The organism is Pseudomonas sp. S1_E05 (assembly GCF_056337105.1).
The window spans coordinates 5,558,838-5,574,862 of record NZ_JBFRHM010000001.1 but is presented as its reverse complement, the minus strand read 5'-3'; the positions used below and the strand labels follow the sequence as shown (position 1 = coordinate 5,574,862).

At 59.0% G+C, this 16,025-nt stretch carries 17 protein-coding genes and 4 tRNA genes; 10 read left to right on the top strand and 11 right to left on the bottom strand.

From position 1 onward, the window contains the following. Nucleotides 1-55: 55 nt before the first annotated feature. Nucleotides 56-406, bottom strand: coding sequence for a BON domain-containing protein (locus tag AB4N33_RS25815; RefSeq protein ID WP_460120802.1), 351 nt, complete (start codon nucleotides 404-406; stop codon nucleotides 56-58). Between the two features lie 322 nt (nucleotides 407-728). Then, nucleotides 729-1,136 carry a pilin gene (locus tag AB4N33_RS25810; protein ID WP_460120800.1) on the bottom strand — a complete coding sequence of 136 codons (408 nt, stop codon included), beginning with the start codon at nucleotides 1,134-1,136 and terminating at the stop codon, nucleotides 729-731. Between the two features lie 225 nt (nucleotides 1,137-1,361). Here AB4N33_RS25810 and pilB point away from each other — a divergent pair, with 225 nt between their 5' ends. Genes pilB through yacG form a run of 5 tightly spaced genes read left to right on the top strand, consistent with a single transcriptional unit; the run spans nucleotide 1,362 to nucleotide 5,970 of the window. Next, nucleotides 1,362-3,059 (top strand): type IV-A pilus assembly ATPase PilB, encoded by a 1,698-nt coding sequence (pilB, locus tag AB4N33_RS25805; protein ID WP_460120798.1) that lies wholly within the window; start codon nucleotides 1,362-1,364, stop codon nucleotides 3,057-3,059. 2 nt (nucleotides 3,060-3,061) lie between these two features. Beyond that, nucleotides 3,062-4,279, top strand: coding sequence for a type II secretion system F family protein (locus AB4N33_RS25800; RefSeq protein WP_476458514.1), 1,218 nt, complete (start codon nucleotides 3,062-3,064; stop codon nucleotides 4,277-4,279). 1 nt (nucleotide 4,280) lies between these two features. After that, on the top strand, nucleotides 4,281-5,153 hold the full coding sequence (locus AB4N33_RS25795; protein WP_476458513.1) for a prepilin peptidase: 873 nt from the start codon (nucleotides 4,281-4,283) through the stop codon (nucleotides 5,151-5,153). Next, nucleotides 5,150-5,773: a dephospho-CoA kinase gene (gene coaE, locus AB4N33_RS25790; protein ID WP_460120792.1), complete on the top strand. Its 624-nt coding sequence runs from the start codon at nucleotides 5,150-5,152 to the stop codon at nucleotides 5,771-5,773. The genes AB4N33_RS25795 and coaE overlap by 4 nt, the downstream gene beginning before the upstream one ends. After that, complete coding sequence (yacG, locus tag AB4N33_RS25785) at nucleotides 5,770-5,970, top strand: DNA gyrase inhibitor YacG (protein WP_460120790.1); 201 nt, start codon at nucleotides 5,770-5,772, stop codon at nucleotides 5,968-5,970. Before coaE ends, yacG begins: the two co-directional genes overlap by 4 nt. 9 nt (nucleotides 5,971-5,979) lie before the next feature. Here the strand turns inward: yacG and AB4N33_RS25780 are convergent, their stop codons facing one another. From AB4N33_RS25780 to AB4N33_RS25770, 3 genes are all read right to left on the bottom strand, one after another. Further along, nucleotides 5,980-6,195, bottom strand: coding sequence for a hypothetical protein (locus tag AB4N33_RS25780; RefSeq protein WP_460120788.1), 216 nt, complete (start codon nucleotides 6,193-6,195; stop codon nucleotides 5,980-5,982). Between the two features lie 64 nt (nucleotides 6,196-6,259). Then, entirely contained in the window at nucleotides 6,260-6,949 is a 690-nt protein-coding gene (locus AB4N33_RS25775; protein WP_476458512.1) for an energy-coupling factor ABC transporter permease, read from the bottom strand. Further along, complete coding sequence (locus AB4N33_RS25770; RefSeq protein ID WP_476458511.1) at nucleotides 6,946-7,413, bottom strand: FAD/FMN-containing dehydrogenase; 468 nt, start codon at nucleotides 7,411-7,413, stop codon at nucleotides 6,946-6,948. The genes AB4N33_RS25775 and AB4N33_RS25770 overlap by 4 nt, the downstream gene beginning before the upstream one ends. Before the next feature lie 129 nt (nucleotides 7,414-7,542). On the opposite strand from AB4N33_RS25770, the gene AB4N33_RS25765 reads away from it, so the two are divergent. From AB4N33_RS25765 to AB4N33_RS25745, 5 genes are all read left to right on the top strand, one after another. Continuing rightward, a complete protein-coding gene (locus AB4N33_RS25765; protein WP_460120784.1) occupies nucleotides 7,543-8,169 on the top strand; it encodes a DUF1780 domain-containing protein in 627 nt (208 codons plus the stop codon). After that, nucleotides 8,166-8,693, top strand: coding sequence for an MOSC domain-containing protein (locus tag AB4N33_RS25760; RefSeq protein ID WP_476458510.1), 528 nt, complete (start codon nucleotides 8,166-8,168; stop codon nucleotides 8,691-8,693). The genes AB4N33_RS25765 and AB4N33_RS25760 overlap by 4 nt, the downstream gene beginning before the upstream one ends. 68 nt (nucleotides 8,694-8,761) lie before the next feature. Next, nucleotides 8,762-8,935 (top strand): DUF3094 domain-containing protein, encoded by a 174-nt coding sequence (locus AB4N33_RS25755; protein WP_460120781.1) that lies wholly within the window; start codon nucleotides 8,762-8,764, stop codon nucleotides 8,933-8,935. 60 nt (nucleotides 8,936-8,995) lie between these two features. Next, a complete protein-coding gene (locus AB4N33_RS25750) occupies nucleotides 8,996-10,294 on the top strand; it encodes an NAD(P)/FAD-dependent oxidoreductase (protein ID WP_460120779.1) in 1,299 nt (432 codons plus the stop codon). Nucleotides 10,295-10,494: 200 nt separating this feature from the next. Then, nucleotides 10,495-10,893 carry an HvfA family oxazolone/thioamide-modified RiPP metallophore gene (locus tag AB4N33_RS25745; RefSeq protein ID WP_460120777.1) on the top strand — a complete coding sequence of 133 codons (399 nt, stop codon included), beginning with the start codon at nucleotides 10,495-10,497 and terminating at the stop codon, nucleotides 10,891-10,893. A gap of 53 nt (nucleotides 10,894-10,946) precedes the next feature. Here AB4N33_RS25745 and AB4N33_RS25740 read toward each other — a convergent pair whose 3' ends face one another. The 6 genes from AB4N33_RS25740 to clpB all read right to left on the bottom strand — a co-directional run bounded on the left by AB4N33_RS25740 (nucleotide 10,947) and on the right by clpB (nucleotide 16,007). Then, a complete protein-coding gene (locus AB4N33_RS25740) occupies nucleotides 10,947-12,572 on the bottom strand; it encodes a methyl-accepting chemotaxis protein (protein ID WP_476458509.1) in 1,626 nt (541 codons plus the stop codon). 157 nt (nucleotides 12,573-12,729) lie between these two features. After that, nucleotides 12,730-12,806: transfer RNA gene (locus tag AB4N33_RS25735), tRNA-Pro, on the bottom strand. Nucleotides 12,807-12,901: 95 nt separating this feature from the next. Next, a tRNA-Lys gene (locus AB4N33_RS25730) sits at nucleotides 12,902-12,977 on the bottom strand. Between the two features lie 5 nt (nucleotides 12,978-12,982). Further along, a tRNA-Pro gene (locus AB4N33_RS25725) sits at nucleotides 12,983-13,059 on the bottom strand. A 9-nt stretch (nucleotides 13,060-13,068) separates the two neighbouring features. Next, nucleotides 13,069-13,144, bottom strand: a tRNA-Asn gene (locus tag AB4N33_RS25720). Between the two features lie 298 nt (nucleotides 13,145-13,442). Continuing rightward, the gene (gene clpB, locus AB4N33_RS25715; protein WP_460120774.1) at nucleotides 13,443-16,007 is read right to left on the bottom strand and encodes an ATP-dependent chaperone ClpB; all 2,565 of its coding nucleotides are present in this window, start codon (nucleotides 16,005-16,007) and stop codon (nucleotides 13,443-13,445) included. Between the last annotated feature and the right edge of the window lie 18 nt (nucleotides 16,008-16,025).

Here is a 16,025-nt window from a genome sequence, read left to right as displayed (position 1 = left end):
GTATGACTCGGCCCGTCTACCGCACCTTCTCCCGGTCCAGGCGAGAAGTCTTGCCTTACTCGGCTTTCAGGCCGTCAGCGGAGACCGCTTTGACGCCTTTGATTTTCTTGGCGATGGCCACGGCGGTGGCTTTCTGCGATTCAGTCACAGCAGTAGTGGACGACAGGGAAACCACGCCTTTGTTGGTTTCTACCTTGATGTCAGTACCAGGAATGCCTTTCTCGGTAACCAGGTCAGCTTTGACTTTGGTGGTGATCCAGGTATCGGAAGTGGCTTCCTTGGCTTCGGTAACTTCACCAGCGGCCAGCATCATTGGGGCCTGGGTAGCCTGAGCAGCGAAAGCGGCGTTGGCCATGGTCAGGGTCAGCGCGGTAGCAGCAGCGGAAGCGATTACGAACTTCTTCATACGAGTAACTCCTGTTTTTCTGGAAAATCTGCTGGATGTCTTGTCAGCAGGTTACCCAGTACATTGCGAACGCTGTGCCAGTTTTGAAACAAGAATAAAACCTATATATATCAATCACTTATAAATTTAGTAAATTTTCGAAATCATGCAATTTGCATGACTTGTCATTTATCGACTTGCAAGTTGCCGGTTTTCGCGTGGGCCTAAGGCCATGAATTTGCGAAGGTTTTCCAATTACGCAGGGGGCGCGGTGGAATTGAGCCTATACGGCAAAAAAAACCCGCCTCAGAAGGCGGGTTTCCGTCAGCAGACAGGCGATCAATCATGTGCCTGTAGGGCAACCCGCTGGAGCGTAATCGGCCGTTGCGCTGGTTTTGCACGACCATCCGCTGGTCGCATCACGAGTGAGCGTGATCGTCGCGTTGGCGACAACCGTCGGCGCCCCCTTGAGCGTGCAGACAATCCCGTTGCTTGGCGCTGCCAGGACACTGATAGTGCAGTGCTGCGACGTGGTACTGGCACCGATATCAGTGGTAGACGGCGCCGCCGTGCCCGAATTGAGCTTGTCTTCATAAGCCACTTTCAACGCCGAAATCTCCGCCAACCCCGCCGTCACCTTCGCCCGCGCCTGGTACTTGGAGTACGCCGGAATCGCGAACGTCGCCAGGATCCCGATGATCGCCACGACGATCAGCAGCTCGATAAGGGTAAAACCTTTTTGATTATTCATAGACAGGCTCCATGCATGAGTCGGAATCTCATGATCTTAATGGCCTTCAGCACAGCCCGTGCCAGATCTTTCAACCCCTGCAATGAAGGCCCCCCGCCCAAAACTCGCAATGGGCGCCCCCCGGAATTCGCACTAACTGACACTTTTTGTCACTTCAAAACCACTGGTTTGGCTCGACCGGTTGACTAGGCTATAAGTCATGAATTGTTCGCGTCCGGTACTCCCATGAATGACATCGCTCTAAGCGGCCTGGCCAAGCAATTGGTCCTCGCCGAACTGCTCACTGACAAAAGCGCGCAACAGGCCTATCAACAGGCGCAACGCCAAAAAATCTCGCTGGTCAGCTATCTGGTGCAGAACAAACTGGTCAAGAGCCGCCAGGTGGCCGAGATCGCTTCGGAGCACTTCGGGATGGCCCTGCTCGATCTTCATCGGCTCGACAAGGATTCCCAGCCCAAAGATCTGGTCAGCGAAAAACTGGTGCGCCTGCATCACGTGCTGCCTCTGTGGCGACGTGGCAACAAACTGTTCGTCGGGGTGTCCGACCCGACCAATCATCAGGCCATCAACGATATCCAGTTCAGCACCGGACTCACCACCGAAGCAATCCTGGTCGAGGAAGACAAACTCAGCGACGCCATCGACAAATTCTTCGACAACCACGCCACCGGTCTGGAGGAGATGGCTGACGTCGATCTTGATGGCGTGGACATCGAAGCAATCGACGAACGACAGGACGGCATCGCCGGTCAGGATGCCGACGACGCGCCGGTGGTGCGCTTCGTTCACAAGATGTTGCTCGACGCCATCCGCGGCGGCTCCTCCGACCTGCACTTCGAACCCTACGAAAAAACCTACCGCGTACGGGTGCGCACCGACGGCATGCTGCGCGAAGTGGCCAAGCCGCCGATCCAGTTGGCCAGCCGCATCGCTGCGCGCCTGAAGGTGATGGCCAGTCTCGACATCTCCGAACGGCGCAAGCCCCAGGATGGGCGCATCAAGATGCGCCTTTCCAAGAGCAAGTCCATCGATTTTCGGGTCAACACCCTGCCGACCCTGTGGGGTGAAAAGGTGGTGATCCGGATTCTCGATCCGTCCAGCGCGCAGATGGGCATCGACGCCCTGGGCTATGAGCAGGATCAGAAAGAACTGTACATGGAGGCCCTGAAACAACCGCAGGGGATGATTCTGGTAACCGGGCCCACCGGGTCGGGCAAGACCGTATCCCTTTACACCGGGCTGAACATTCTCAACACCGTGGACATCAACATCTCCACCGCCGAAGACCCGGTGGAAATCAACATGGAAGGGATCAACCAGGTCAACGTCAATGCCAAACAGGGGCTGGGGTTTCCCCAGGCCTTACGCTCTTTCCTGCGGCAAGACCCCGACGTGATCATGGTCGGCGAGATCCGCGACCTGGAAACCGCCGAAATCGCCATCAAGGCCGCCCAGACCGGTCACCTGGTGCTCTCGACCCTGCACACCAACAGCGCGGCCGAAACCCTGACCCGTCTGCACAACATGGGCATCCATGGGTTCAATATCGCCACCTCGGTGAGCCTGATCATCGCCCAGCGCCTGGCGCGCAAGTTGTGCAGCCACTGCAAGAAGCCCCTGGATGTTCCCCGCGAAGCGTTGCTCACGGAGGGCTTCCCCGAGGAACGCATCGGCCAGTTCACGATCTATGAACCGGTCGGTTGCGAGCATTGCAACGCAGGCTACAAGGGACGCGTGGGGATTTATGAGGTGGTGAAGAACACGCCAGCGCTGCAACGATTGATCATGGCCGACGGCAACGCGCTGGAAATTGATATCCAGATGCGCAAGGACGGGTTCAACGACCTGCGCACTTCGGGCCTGATCAAGGCCATGCAGGGCATTACCAGCCTTGAAGAAATCAATCGGGTGACCAAGGACTGATCATGGCGGCCAAGGCAGCAAAAATCAGCGTATATGCCTGGGAAGGCACCGATCGCAAAGGCACGAAAATGTCCGGCGAGCTAAGTGGCCAGAACCCGGCACTGGTCAAGGCTCAACTGCGCAAGCAAGGCATTAACCCCGGCAAGGTGCGCAAGAAATCTGCCTCGATTCTCAGCTTCGGCAAGCGAATCAAGGCCCAGGACATCGCCCTGTTTACGCGGCAGATGGCGACCATGATGAAAGCCGGCGTGCCGCTGTTGCAGTCGTTCGACATCATCGGCGAAGGCTTCGATAACCCGGCCATGCGCAAGCTGGTGGACGAGGTGAAACAGGAGGTGGCAGCGGGTAACAGCTTCGCCGCCGCCCTGCGCAAGAAGCCGGAGTATTTCGACGAACTCTACTGCAACCTGGTAGACGCCGGTGAACAGGCTGGTGCGTTGGACACCCTGCTTGAGCGGGTCGCCACCTACAAGGAAAAGAGTGAAAGCCTCAAGGCCAAGATCAAGAAAGCCATGACCTACCCGACAGCGGTGGTGGTCGTCGCGATCATCGTCACCGGGATTCTGCTGGTCAAGGTGGTGCCGCAGTTCGAGTCGGTGTTCCAGAATTTTGGTGCTGAGCTGCCGGCGTTCACGGTCATGATCATCGGCCTTTCAAAGGTTTTGCAGGAATGGTGGTGGTTTGTCCTGGGCTTGATGATTGCGACCATCTTCGGCGTGCGCCGAGCGCTGAAAACATCCCAACGCTTTCGCGACACGATGGACACTTGGCTGCTGAAACTGCCATTGATTGGCACTTTGCTGTACAAATCCGCCGTGGCCCGTTTTGCCCGTACGCTGTCGACCACCTTCGCCGCCGGTGTGCCCCTGGTCGAAGCGCTGGATTCGGTGGCCGGCGCCACCGGCAATGTCGTATTCAAGCGTGCGGTGCAGCGGATCAAGCAGGATGTATCGACGGGAATGCAGCTGAATTTTTCCATGCGCACCTCCGGCATTTTTCCCAACATGGCCATTCAGATGACCGCCATTGGCGAAGAGTCCGGCGCCCTTGACGACATGCTCGACAAAGTCGCGAGTTTCTATGAGGCCGAAGTCGACAACATGGTCGATAACCTCACCAGCCTGATGGAACCGTTCATCATGGTGGTCCTGGGTGTTATCGTCGGCGGTTTGGTGGTGGCGATGTACCTGCCCATTTTCCAACTCGGCGCTGCGATCTGACATGCTCTGGAATGAAATTCTCACGATTTACCCGCTGGCATTCGTGGTCATGGCGCTGGTACTGGGCCTGCTGGTTGGCAGTTTTCTCAATGTGGTGGTCTGGCGCCTGCCGAAAATGCTCGCCCGTGAATGGCGATTGCAGGCCCAAGAGATCCTCGGTTTGCCGGATGAAACGCCCCTGCCCACCTACAACCTGCTGCTGCCCCACTCCCAGTGCCCGCGATGCGGGCACCGCATCCGGGCCTGGGAAAACATACCGCTGCTCAGTTACCTGTTCTTGCGCGGACGTTGCTCGCATTGTGCAACGCCGATCGGCAAGCGCTACCCCCTGACCGAACTGGCTTGTGGCCTGCTCTGGGCCTTCGTCGCCTGGCATTTCGGCTTCGGCTGGCAGGCGCTGCTGGTCATGGTGTTGAGCTGGGGTCTGCTGGCCATGAGCTTGATCGACGCCGAGCACCAACTGCTGCCGGACGCACTGGTGCTGCCGCTGCTGTGGCTGGGGCTGATCGTCAACAGCTTCGAGCTGTTCGTGCCGTTGCACGAGGCGTTGTGGGGCGCGATCGCTGGCTACATGGCCCTGTGGACGGTGTTCTGGGTGTTCAAGCTGATCACCGGCAAGGACGGCATCGGTCACGGCGATTTCAAGCTGCTGGCCATGCTGGGCGCCTGGGGCGGCTGGCAGATTTTGCCGCTGACGATACTGTTGTCGTCGCTGGTGGGCGCGGTGGTGGGCGTGATCGTGCTCAACCTGCGCAACGCAAAAACATCAACGCCACTGCCCTTCGGACCCTATCTGGCAATTGCCGGCTGGATTGCCTTGCTCTGGGGTGGTCAAATAACCGACTTCTATTGGCAGTTTGTCGGTTTGAAATGAATACCCCTGTGGAAAAACCCTGGATTCTCGGCCTGACCGGCGGTATCGGCAGCGGCAAAAGCGCGGCGGCGCAGCACTTCATCGACCTCGGCGTTCACGTGGTCGATGCTGATCATGCGGCACGCTGGGTCGTGGAACCGGGTCGTCCGGCGCTGGCGAAAATTGCCGAACATTTCGGTCCCGGCGTACTGCACGCCAACGGACAGCTCGATCGCACGGCGTTGCGCAAGCTGATTTTCGAAGACCCCAATCAGCGCCTGTGGCTTGAAGCGCTGCTACACCCACTGATCGCCGAGGAAATTGCCGAACACCTGGGCAAGGCACAATCGCCTTACGCGATTCTGGTTTCGCCCTTGCTGATCGAGTCCGGGCAGTACGCCATGACCCAGCGCGTGCTGGTCATCGATGCGCCCGAACAGCTGCAGATCGAACGCACCCTGCAACGTGACCAGACCAGCGAGCAACAGGTCCAGGCGATCCTCAAGGCGCAATCCAGCCGTCAGGATCGCGTGAGCCATGCCGACGACGTGGTGGTCAACGACCGCGACCTCGCCTGGCTGCACAGCGAGGTCGAGCGCCTGCATCATTTTTACTTAACATTGCGTGGAGGCCAGTCATGAGCCAGACCCCAACCGTCAATTGCCCGACCTGCGGCGCTCCCGTCGAATGGGCACCCGATAGCCAATTCCGGCCGTTCTGCTCGGACCGCTGCAAATTGATCGATCTCGGTGCCTGGGCGTCGGAAGAACACAAGATCCCGGTCGGCCCCGACGCTGAGGACGATCTGTTCAGCGAAGACTTCGAACCCCGTCACTAAGGCCGAAGGTCAGGGCCGCATGAAACCGTAGTCCTGACCGTCATCGAGGTTCTCGGCGAGAAACTGCAACTCGTCGGCCAGGTCCTCGACACTGCGCACCGCCTTGCTCTGCTGAACAACCGCACTGAGCATGGCGCGCAGGCTCAATCCCGGATCAAACCCAACTTCCTGCGCTGCATCCAGACTGTGGCGCAGTTCCTGCCTTGCCCATTCGTAGACACTCATTTCGATGCTCCTGAAGGTTTTGCGCGAGCATGGATTCGTCCGGTTCTTTTGCCTTTGATGTGGATCAAGATTTGGGATCGTCATCCTTCCAGGGCGCCGAAAGGTAGCGAGTGCGGTTGAAGGTCTCCAGCCACTCGGGGCAAAACACCACCAGTGCGCTGATCACCATGCCGTTGATGAACGCCTCGGGAAAAATGATCAACCACAGGTAGCCGACAAAATCTTCGAGCCAGTAGGGCATGGCAAACACGGCGTCAAACCAAAGTAACCACAGTGCCAGCAGCAGACATAGCAACGCCGACAGCGCAGCGGCGAAGAAACCGGAAACGAAGATGTACACGAAGAGATTACGCGGCTGCGCCCGTTCCACCAGAATCGCGCAGCATTCAGTGACCAGCACCGGTAGCACGATCAACAGGGCGCCGTTGACGCCAACGGCAGCGAGGTCCTGTCGTCCGAGCAACACCAGGCCAAGTTGCGCGACCAACCCGCCGACGATCGCCAAAGGCCAATCCAGCAGCAGGGTCACGGCCGTCATGCCGAGGAAATGGTAGGACACACCCGTATCGAAATCGCGCCGCACCAGCCACAGCATGAACAGCGCGAACACGGTGCCGAACAGCAGGTGTTGGCGGCGACGGTCGCTGAACAACTCGACCCAGGGCGCGCGCCAGATGGCCCAGAGAATCACCGGCAGGTAAATCAGCCAGCCAGTCGTCAGGCTTTCGGGTGACAGCAACGGCGCGCCTATCATCGGCCGGCCTTCTCCAGGGCCTCACGCAATTGCTCCGCCGTGGCAAATTCCTGTTGGCCCACCAGTCGCCCCTTTTCGAGCGTCAACCACAGCACCTTATCCACCGCACCGGGATAGCGCGGAGCCACTCGACCGTCCCGGTCAAGCATGATCCGATAGTCATAGCTGCGCATGGCGGGCACCGCGAACATTTTCGCAATCAGTCGGGGCATGCGCTCGATGTCCGCGACAAACACCACGTGGCGCGCTTCCAGGTACCCTTTGGGCTGGCCTTGCAGCGCGGCGTCGACCATCTTGGCCCCATCCATGCTCCGGGCCACCAGCAACGTCTGCGCCTGATCGTCGAGGCTGTAGGCGTGATCGAACTGGTCAAGCAACGTCCAGGGCGCCAACCGGTCGCCGACTTCCAACGCATGGGCACACAGGGGCAAGAGGCTGAGCAGCAACAACGGCCAACATTTCACGTCTGATCCCTCGTTTGATCGCTTGCGCGCAATGGCCATCAGTCTACACCGCAGGCTCCAACTGCCCAGTGATGTCCTTTGCGGTCAAACGCTTTCAGCTTGTCGCAATTGAACGCTAAGCTTGGGCCTATGGATGACTCAGATTACCTTCGCCTGCTGACCATCGCGGCCGAGCAAGCCAACGCGTTCCTGTCCAATGCCCGCAAATGGGAGCGTGAGCGTTGGGTCTGCCAGCGCCTGCTGCAAGGCTTGAACATCCCCTACCGCGTCGATGAGTTCGCCCCGGCTGGCGAGCCACCGGACGTGCTGTTTCGCGACGCCAACTTCGAAGTGTTTTTCGTGCTCGACGAAGGAAGACGCCTCAACGATGAATGGCGAGACGAGTTGCAACGCCGGCGCACGGCGTTTTCCTTGAGTTCCCTGGTGCGCCGCGAGGCCAAGCCCCGGCGCATTCCGGCCAATGAGTACCTGCAGAGGCTGGCGCCGACGCTGCGCAAGAAAGCTCACAACTACAAGGAACGCGGCATGGACTTGGGCGAACTGGACATCATCGCCTTCACCAGCCTCAAGCGCGAAGTGCTCGACCTCAATAGCCACTTCCCCCCGCCTACCGAGTACCTGCGCCAGGGCTGGCGCTCGCTGTCGCTGGTGGGCCCCACGTTTGCCCGCGTCCTGTTTGCCCATCCGGACGCGCCGGACTTTCTACGCAGCAACCTGGGACGCAGCATCGTGTTCGATGTCGGTATCAGTCTGTGAGCCCCTTGCAGGATTTACTCGCCCATGTGCCCCAGCAGGGCTGCGTTCGCTGGATCGGCGTGCGGCCAGAGCGCCACGCGCCGATGATCGAGCTCGACGCGGTAGAGGCACGCCTGGAAGCCGGCCTGACGGGTGATCGCACCCGCCCGGGTATCCGCAATGCGCGCCAGGTGACATTGATCCAGTCGGAACACCTGGCTGTGATCAGTGCGCTGATGGGCCGTGCGCACGATCAGCCGGTATTGCCTCAGGATTTGCGCCGCAACATCGTCGTCAGTGGCATCAACCTGTTCAGCCTCAAGGGCCGGCGCTTCAGGATCGGCCAGGCGATTTTCGAAACCACCGGCTGGTGCCAGCCGTGCGCACGCCTGCAGGACAACCTCGGCCCAGGCACCTTCCAGGCGGTTCGGGGGCATGGCGGAATCACCGCCCGGGTGTTACAAAGTGGAATCATTCGCCTGGACGATGCGGTCACGGTCGAGCCGATACCGGCAAGCGGCTATGCTCCCTTCAATGCGGGCTGAGGTATTGCACCGCAACCGGCATGTAGCTTCTACACATTCAGCAACGTCTACCCCCTGACGAGGCCAATATGACCAGCCGCCTGAACCCTGACGACCAAAAGCATGTCGAAGAGTATCTGCAGTTGTCTCAGCACCAAGTCGAGCGCCGGCCTTTTCGGCCCTGGATGCTCCTGGTGATGGTGTTGGCCGTGACCATCAGCCTGGGCCTGTTGAGCCGCTTTATCAGTTACCTGACGCTATGAGCTGCCTGGCGCTCGCTCGGGTAACCGCACCCGTTTCCTTTAGCCTTGCGAGTTATCCCCATGTCCCATCGTATTGTTATTGTCGGCGGCGGCGCCGGCGGCCTGGAGTTGGCTACCCGTCTGGGTAAGACTCTGGGCAAGCGCGGCACGGCCAGCGTGATGCTGGTCGACGCGAACCTGACCCACATTTGGAAACCGTTGCTGCACGAAGTGGCCGCCGGTTCCCTGAATTCCTCCGAAGATGAACTCAATTATGTAGCCCAGGCAAAATGGAACCACTTCGAGTTCCAGCTGGGGCGCATGAGCGGGCTTGATCGCACGCAGAAAAAAATCCAGCTGGCGGCCACCTACGACGAAGCCGGGCTGGAGCTGGTGCCGGCGCGTGAAGTGCCTTATGACACGCTGGTGATTGCCGTCGGCAGCACCACCAACGATTTTGGCACCCAGGGCGCGGCGCAGCATTGCCTGTTCCTCGATACCCGCAAGCAGGCCGAACGCTTCCACCAGCAACTGCTCAACCATTACCTGCGCGCGCATGCCGGGCAAACCGATGCAGTGCAGCAGATCAGCGTCGCCATCGTCGGCGCCGGTGCCACGGGCGTGGAACTGGCGGCCGAGCTGCATAACGCCGCTCATGAGCTGGCGGCGTACGGCCTGGACCGGATCAAGCCGGAAAACATGCACATCACCCTGATCGAGGCCGGCCCACGAGTGCTGCCAGCGCTGCCGGAACGGATCGGAGGGCCTGTGCACAAGACCCTGGAGAAACTCGGCGTCAACGTCATGACCAATGCCGCCGTCAGTGAGGTGACCGCGGACAGCCTGATCACCGCCGACGGCAATGTGATCAACGCCGGGCTGAAGGTCTGGGCCGCCGGCATTCGTGCGCCGGGTTTCCTCAAGGACATTGATGGCCTGGAAACCAATCGCATCAATCAACTGCAGGTGCTCCCGACCCTGCAGACCACCCGTGACGAAAACATCTTCGCCTTCGGCGACTGCGCGGCCTGCCCTCAGCCGGGTACCGACCGCAATGTCCCGCCGCGTGCCCAGGCGGCGCATCAGCAAGCGTCGTTGTTAGCCAAATCCCTGAAGCTGCGCATCGAAGGTAAATCGCTGCCTGTGTATAAGTACACCGACTACGGCTCGCTGATTTCGCTGTCGCGTTTCTCCGCTGTGGGTAACTTGATGGGCAACCTCACCGGCAGTGTGATGCTCGAGGGCTGGTTGGCGCGGATGTTCTACGTGTCGTTGTACCGCATGCATCAAATGGCGCTGTATGGCGCGTTCCGAACAGCGATGTTGATGCTGGGCAGCAAGATCGGCCGCGGGACGGAGCCGCGCCTGAAGCTGCACTGATTTACACCCTATCCCTGTGGGAGCGAGCATGCTCGCTCCTACAGGGAATCAGCGTCTGTTTCTCAGTGTATCTGCCCCTACCCTTTCGCCTCTTCGCTTACAAACTCCCCCCTTGCGCGACACAGTAGCGATACACCCCGCCTTTTAAATGACCACATCCGAGCAAGGCACCCCGCCCGCTCAGGTGTAGGAGAATTTAAATGACCCGTACCACTAAAAACACTATCGGTCTGCTCGGCGCTGTTTTGGCTGGCGGCATGATGTTGTCAGGCACCACGTTCGCTTCGCAGCCCTTGAGCCAGGGTTATCTTCTGGCCTCGGCCGACCAGGTGGTGAAAACCCCTGAAGGCAAATGTGGCGAAGGCAAGTGCGGCGATGCTTCGATGGCAAAAACCGACACCGACGGCGACGGCAAGGTTTCGCGCGCTGAATTCCAGAAAGTCGCACCAAACTCCAACTTCGACAAAATCGACACCAACCACGACGGTTTCATCGATGAGCAAGAGGCGTACGACAACGTCAAAGCCAACTTCGAAGCCAACGGCAAGAAAATGCCAAAAGGCCTGTTCGAACATTTGAAAGACCGCGACGGCGCCTGAAAACGAAAAAGCCGCGCTTTCTCCCCAGAAAGCGCGGCTTTTTTGTTTACGATTTACACCCGGAAGCGCTGGACCATGCCCTGCAAGGTGTTGGCCAATTTTGACAGCTCGTGGCTGGAGGTGCTGGTCTGATCGGCGCCTGTGGCAGAACGCACCGACAGGTCGCGGATGTTCACCAGGTTACGGTCCACTTCCCGTGCCACTTGTGCCTGCTCTTCGGCGGCGCTGGCGATCACCAGGTTACGCTCGTGGATCTCGTGCACCGACGATGTGATAGCGACCAACGCGTCACCCGCCCGTTCTGCCAGTTCCAGGGTGCTGGCGGCGCGCGAGGCACTGGCGTTCATCGAGTCCAGCGCCAGGCTCGAACCGCTGCGCATGCCCTGGACCATTTGTTCGATTTCCAGGGTCGATTGCTGGGTACGATGCGCCAGGGCACGTACTTCATCGGCGACCACAGCAAATCCACGCCCGCTCTCCCCAGCTCGCGCCGCTTCAATGGCCGCGTTGAGCGCCAGCAGATTGGTTTGCTCGGCGATGGCCCGAATGACTTCCAGTACCTTGCCAATGTGTTGGGACTGGTTAGCCAGCGATTGCACCAATTCGCCGGTGTGTTGCACTTCACTGGCCAGGGCACTGATGGCGTTTGCCGTTTCGCTGACCCGTTCCTGCCCCAAATGCGCCGATTCACTCGACTGACGGGTCGCATCAGAGGTCGACACTGCATTGCGCGCCACCTCTTCCACCGCCGTGGTCATTTCATTGACCGCCGTGGCCGCCTGCTCGATCTCGTTGTTCTGCGCTTGCAGGCCCTGTGTGCTGTCGAGGGTGACGGCGTTCAGTTCATCCGCCGCCGCGGCCAGTTGCGTGGCCGAACCGCTGATGGCTTGCAGGGTTTCGCGCAGGTTTTGCTGCATGGTTGCCAGGGCCTTGAGCAAGCGACTGACTTCATCGTTGCCATGCGTTGCAATCGGCTGGGTCAGGTCACCCTGGGCGACGCTTTCAGCGGCGCCCAGTGCTTCGCTCAATGGACGCACGATGCTGCGGGTCAACAACATGGCCAGCGCCACGGTCGCCAGCGCCGCAAGGGCAATGAACAAGCTGACAATGGTTCGCGACGTTTCGTAGTGCGCTGCAGACTTCTCGCTTTCCACGACGACCTGCTTGGCAAACAGTTCCGCCAGGTCATTGAGTTGCTTGCCGGAACCATCGACCACGGTCTTCATGTCGACCAGCAGCAATTTGGTCAACTCGTCACGGCGCCCCTGCTCGGCCAAGGTGAAAGACTGGGCAATGCCGGTACGATAGGCCGCGAACGTGGTTTTGAACTGGTCATACAAGGCCCGCCCTTCAGGGGTAGCGACCAAATGGTCATAGGCCGCGATTTTCTCCCCCAGCTCCTTGTCGCGCGTGTCCATCTGGCCGCGGTATACCGGGATATTCTTGGGGTCCTGGTCCAGCGCCATGCGCAGGGAAATGGTGCGGATACGCAGCATCAATTCGCGAATTTCGTCACCGCCGCGAATGCTCGGCAACCATTGCTTTTCCACTGCCACCTCGCTTTCGCGGATGCTGGACATCTGCCCCAGGGCGAAGATACCGAGTAACGCTACCAGCACGGCGATCAAAGCGAACCCCAGAGCCGCCCGAGGAGCGATATTCAACTGACGAAGCAACATGACGAGCGACCTTTTTTCTTGTAATGACCAGGAGTTGGGGGTGTTGTTCGGCAGTCCCCCATTGCCTGTTTATCGGCAACTTGTATGACGACTTAAGTGATCACTTTGTCGCAGGCAAAAAAAATCCCCGTATCTTTCGATACGAGGATTTTTAATATGGTCGGGGTAAGGGGATTCGAACTCCTGACATCCTGCTCCCAAAGCAGGCGCGCTACCGGACTGCGCTATACCCCGGTAAAAAAAAGGCACCTTCAAAAGGCGCCTTCTTCGATCAGCGCTTTTGGCCTCTGATCTTAAGATTCGATTCCAGTATTACCTGGTTTCAAAAATGGTGGGTCGTGTGGGATTCGAACCTACGACCAATTGGTTAAAAGCCAACTGCTCTACCAACTGAGCTAACGACCCAAATATGGTCGGGGTAAGGGGATTCGAACTCCTGACATCCTGCTCCCAAAGCAGGCGCGCTACCGGACTGCGCTATACCCCGGTTTGAAATTGGCTCCGTGACCAGGACTCGAACCTGGGACCCAATGATTAACAGTCATTTGCTCTACCGACTGAGCTATCACGGAACTGCATATTTCAAGTTACAACTTTACAGCTTGTTTCACCTCTTCGACCCGTTCGCATCGCTGCGTTCGTGTGTCTGAGGCGCGCTATTCTACAATCCTAAGCGCCTCTGTCAACCCCCTAAATTGCTTTCAAGTTAATGATTTGCAACTTAATTCAGATTTCTGCCCAGTGAGCTGAAACCCTTCGAGGTGACCTACTGCGGGGCGCACTTTACAAGCCTTTTCCTTTGAGTTCAACAACCTGACGAAAAAAAGGCCCCGCAATGCGGGGCCTTTTCATTTTTGCTACCAGCGGGAATCAGGCGAAGACAATCTCGTCGTTCTCCACCACCCCTTTGGCGACGTCGCCGGGCATGAAACGTCCCGACAGGATCAACTGCGCCAGCGGGTTTTCGATCCAGCGCTGGATCGCTCGTTTGAGCGGCCGTGCACCGTAGACCGGGTCGTAACCCACCGCAATCAGCTTGTCCATGGCCTCTGGGCTCAGTTCCAGCTTCAACTCCCGCTCTGCCAGGCGACTGCGCAGACGACCCAGCTGGATCTCGGTGATGCCCGCGATCTGATCCCGCGCCAACGGCTCAAAGATCACCACTTCATCGACCCGGTTGATGAATTCAGGACGGAAGTGGACGGAAATCGCATCCATCACTGCCGCGCGCTGCGCTTCACGATCACCCACCAGCTCCTGGATCTGTGCCGACCCCAGGTTGGAGGTCATGACGATCACGGTGTTCTTGAAGTCCACGGTGCGGCCATGGCTGTCGGTCAGACGGCCATCTTCCAGCACCTGCAACAGGATATTGAACACATCCGGGTGGGCCTTCTCGACCTCATCCAGCAGAATCACCGAATAAGGCTTGCGACGTACCGCTTCGGTCAGGTAACCGCCCTCTTCATAGCCCACGTAGCCCGGTGGCGCACCGATCAGGCGAGCAACGGAGTGCTTCTCCATGAACTCGGACATGTCGATCCGCACCATCGCCTCTTCGGTATCGAAGAGGAATTCGGCCAGCGCCTTGCACAGCTCGGTTTTACCGACACCGGTCGGGCCGAGGAACATGAACGAGCCGCTTGGGCGATTGGGGTCGGACAGCCCCGCGCGTGAGCGCCGCACCGCATTGGACACCGCGACCACCGCCTCTTCCTGGCCGATGACGCGCTGGTGCAACAGACTTTCCATTTTCATCAGCTTGTCGCGCTCACCTTCGAGCATTTTCGACACCGGAATGCCAGTCCACTTCGACACGACTTCAGCGATCTCTTCCTCGGTGACCTTGCTGCGCAGCAACTGGTTCTCGCTGTGACCATGCTGGTCGACCATTTGCAGGCTGCGCTCCAGGTCCGGGATGACCCCGTATTGCAGCTCGGCCATGCGGTTCAGGTCACCTTTGCGCCGGGCCGCTTCCAGTTCCTGGCGGGACTGCTCGATTTTCTGCTGGATCTGCGCGGAGCCCTGGACTTCGGCTTTCTCCGAGTTCCAGATTTCCTCCAGGTCCGAATACTCGCGCTCGTGACGAACGATTTCTTCCTGGAGCTTTTCCAGGCGCTTGATTGCCGCTTCGTCGCTTTCTTTCTTCAGTGCCTGGGACTCCACCTTCAACTGGATCAGCCGGCGTTCAAGACGGTCCAGCACTTCCGGCTTGGAGTCGATTTCCATGCGGATACGGCTCGCCGCTTCGTCGATCAGGTCGATGGCCTTGTCGGGCAACTGACGATCGGTGATGTAGCGATGGCTGAGCTTGGCCGCGGCAATGATCGCGCCGTCGGTAATCGCCACTTTATGGTGAACTTCGTAGCGCTCTTTGAGGCCACGCAGGATGGCGATGGTGTCTTCTTCGCTCGGTTCGTCCACCAGGACTTTCTGGAAGCGCCGCTCGAGGGCCGCATCTTTCTCTATATATTGGCGGTACTCGTTGAGCGTGGTCGCGCCGACGCAATGCAGCTCGCCGCGTGCCAGTGCCGGCTTGAGCATGTTGCCGGCATCCATCGAGCCCTCGCCTTTGCCCGCACCCACCATGGTGTGCAGTTCGTCGATGAACAAGATGATCTGCCCTTCCTGCTTGGACAGCTCATTAAGCAGGGATTTGAGGCGCTCCTCGAACTCGCCACGGTACTTGGCACCGGCGATCAATGCCCCCATGTCCAGGGACAACAGGCGCTTGCCCTTGAGGCCGTCCGGCACTTCACCGTTGATGATGCGCTGGGCCAGGCCTTCGGCAATGGCGGTTTTACCCACGCCAGGCTCACCGATCAGCACCGGATTGTTCTTGGTGCGGCGTTGCAGCACCTGGATGGTACGGCGAATCTCGTCATCACGACCAATGACCGGGTCGAGCTTGCCGTCTTCCGCGCGCTTGGTCAGGTCAACGGTGTATTTATCCAGCGCCTGGCGCGATTCTTCGTGGTTGGCATCATTGACTGCTTCACCGCCACGCAGGTTGTTGATGGCATTTTCCAGGGCTTTCTTGCTCACACCCTGGCCAAGCAGCAATTTGCCCAGCTTGCTGTTTTCGTCCATCGCTGCCAGCAGCACCAGCTCGCTGGAGATGAACTGGTCGCCTTTCTGCTGCGCCAGGCGATCAGCCTGGTTGAGCAGGCGCGCCAGATCCTGCGACATGTTCACGTCGCCGGTCGGGTTCTGGATTTTCGGCAGTTGGTCGAGCTCTTTGGTCAGCTCTTTACGCAGGCTGTTGACGTCGAAACCGACCTGCATCAGCAGGGGTTTGATCGAACCACCCTGCTGTTCCAGCATGGCCTGCATCAAATGTGCGGGCTCGATGCCGGGATGATCATGGCCGACGGCCAGCGATTGGGCATCGGACAGGGCTAACTGCAATTTACTGGTTAAACGATCTATTCGCATGGTTCACCTTCCTATGGA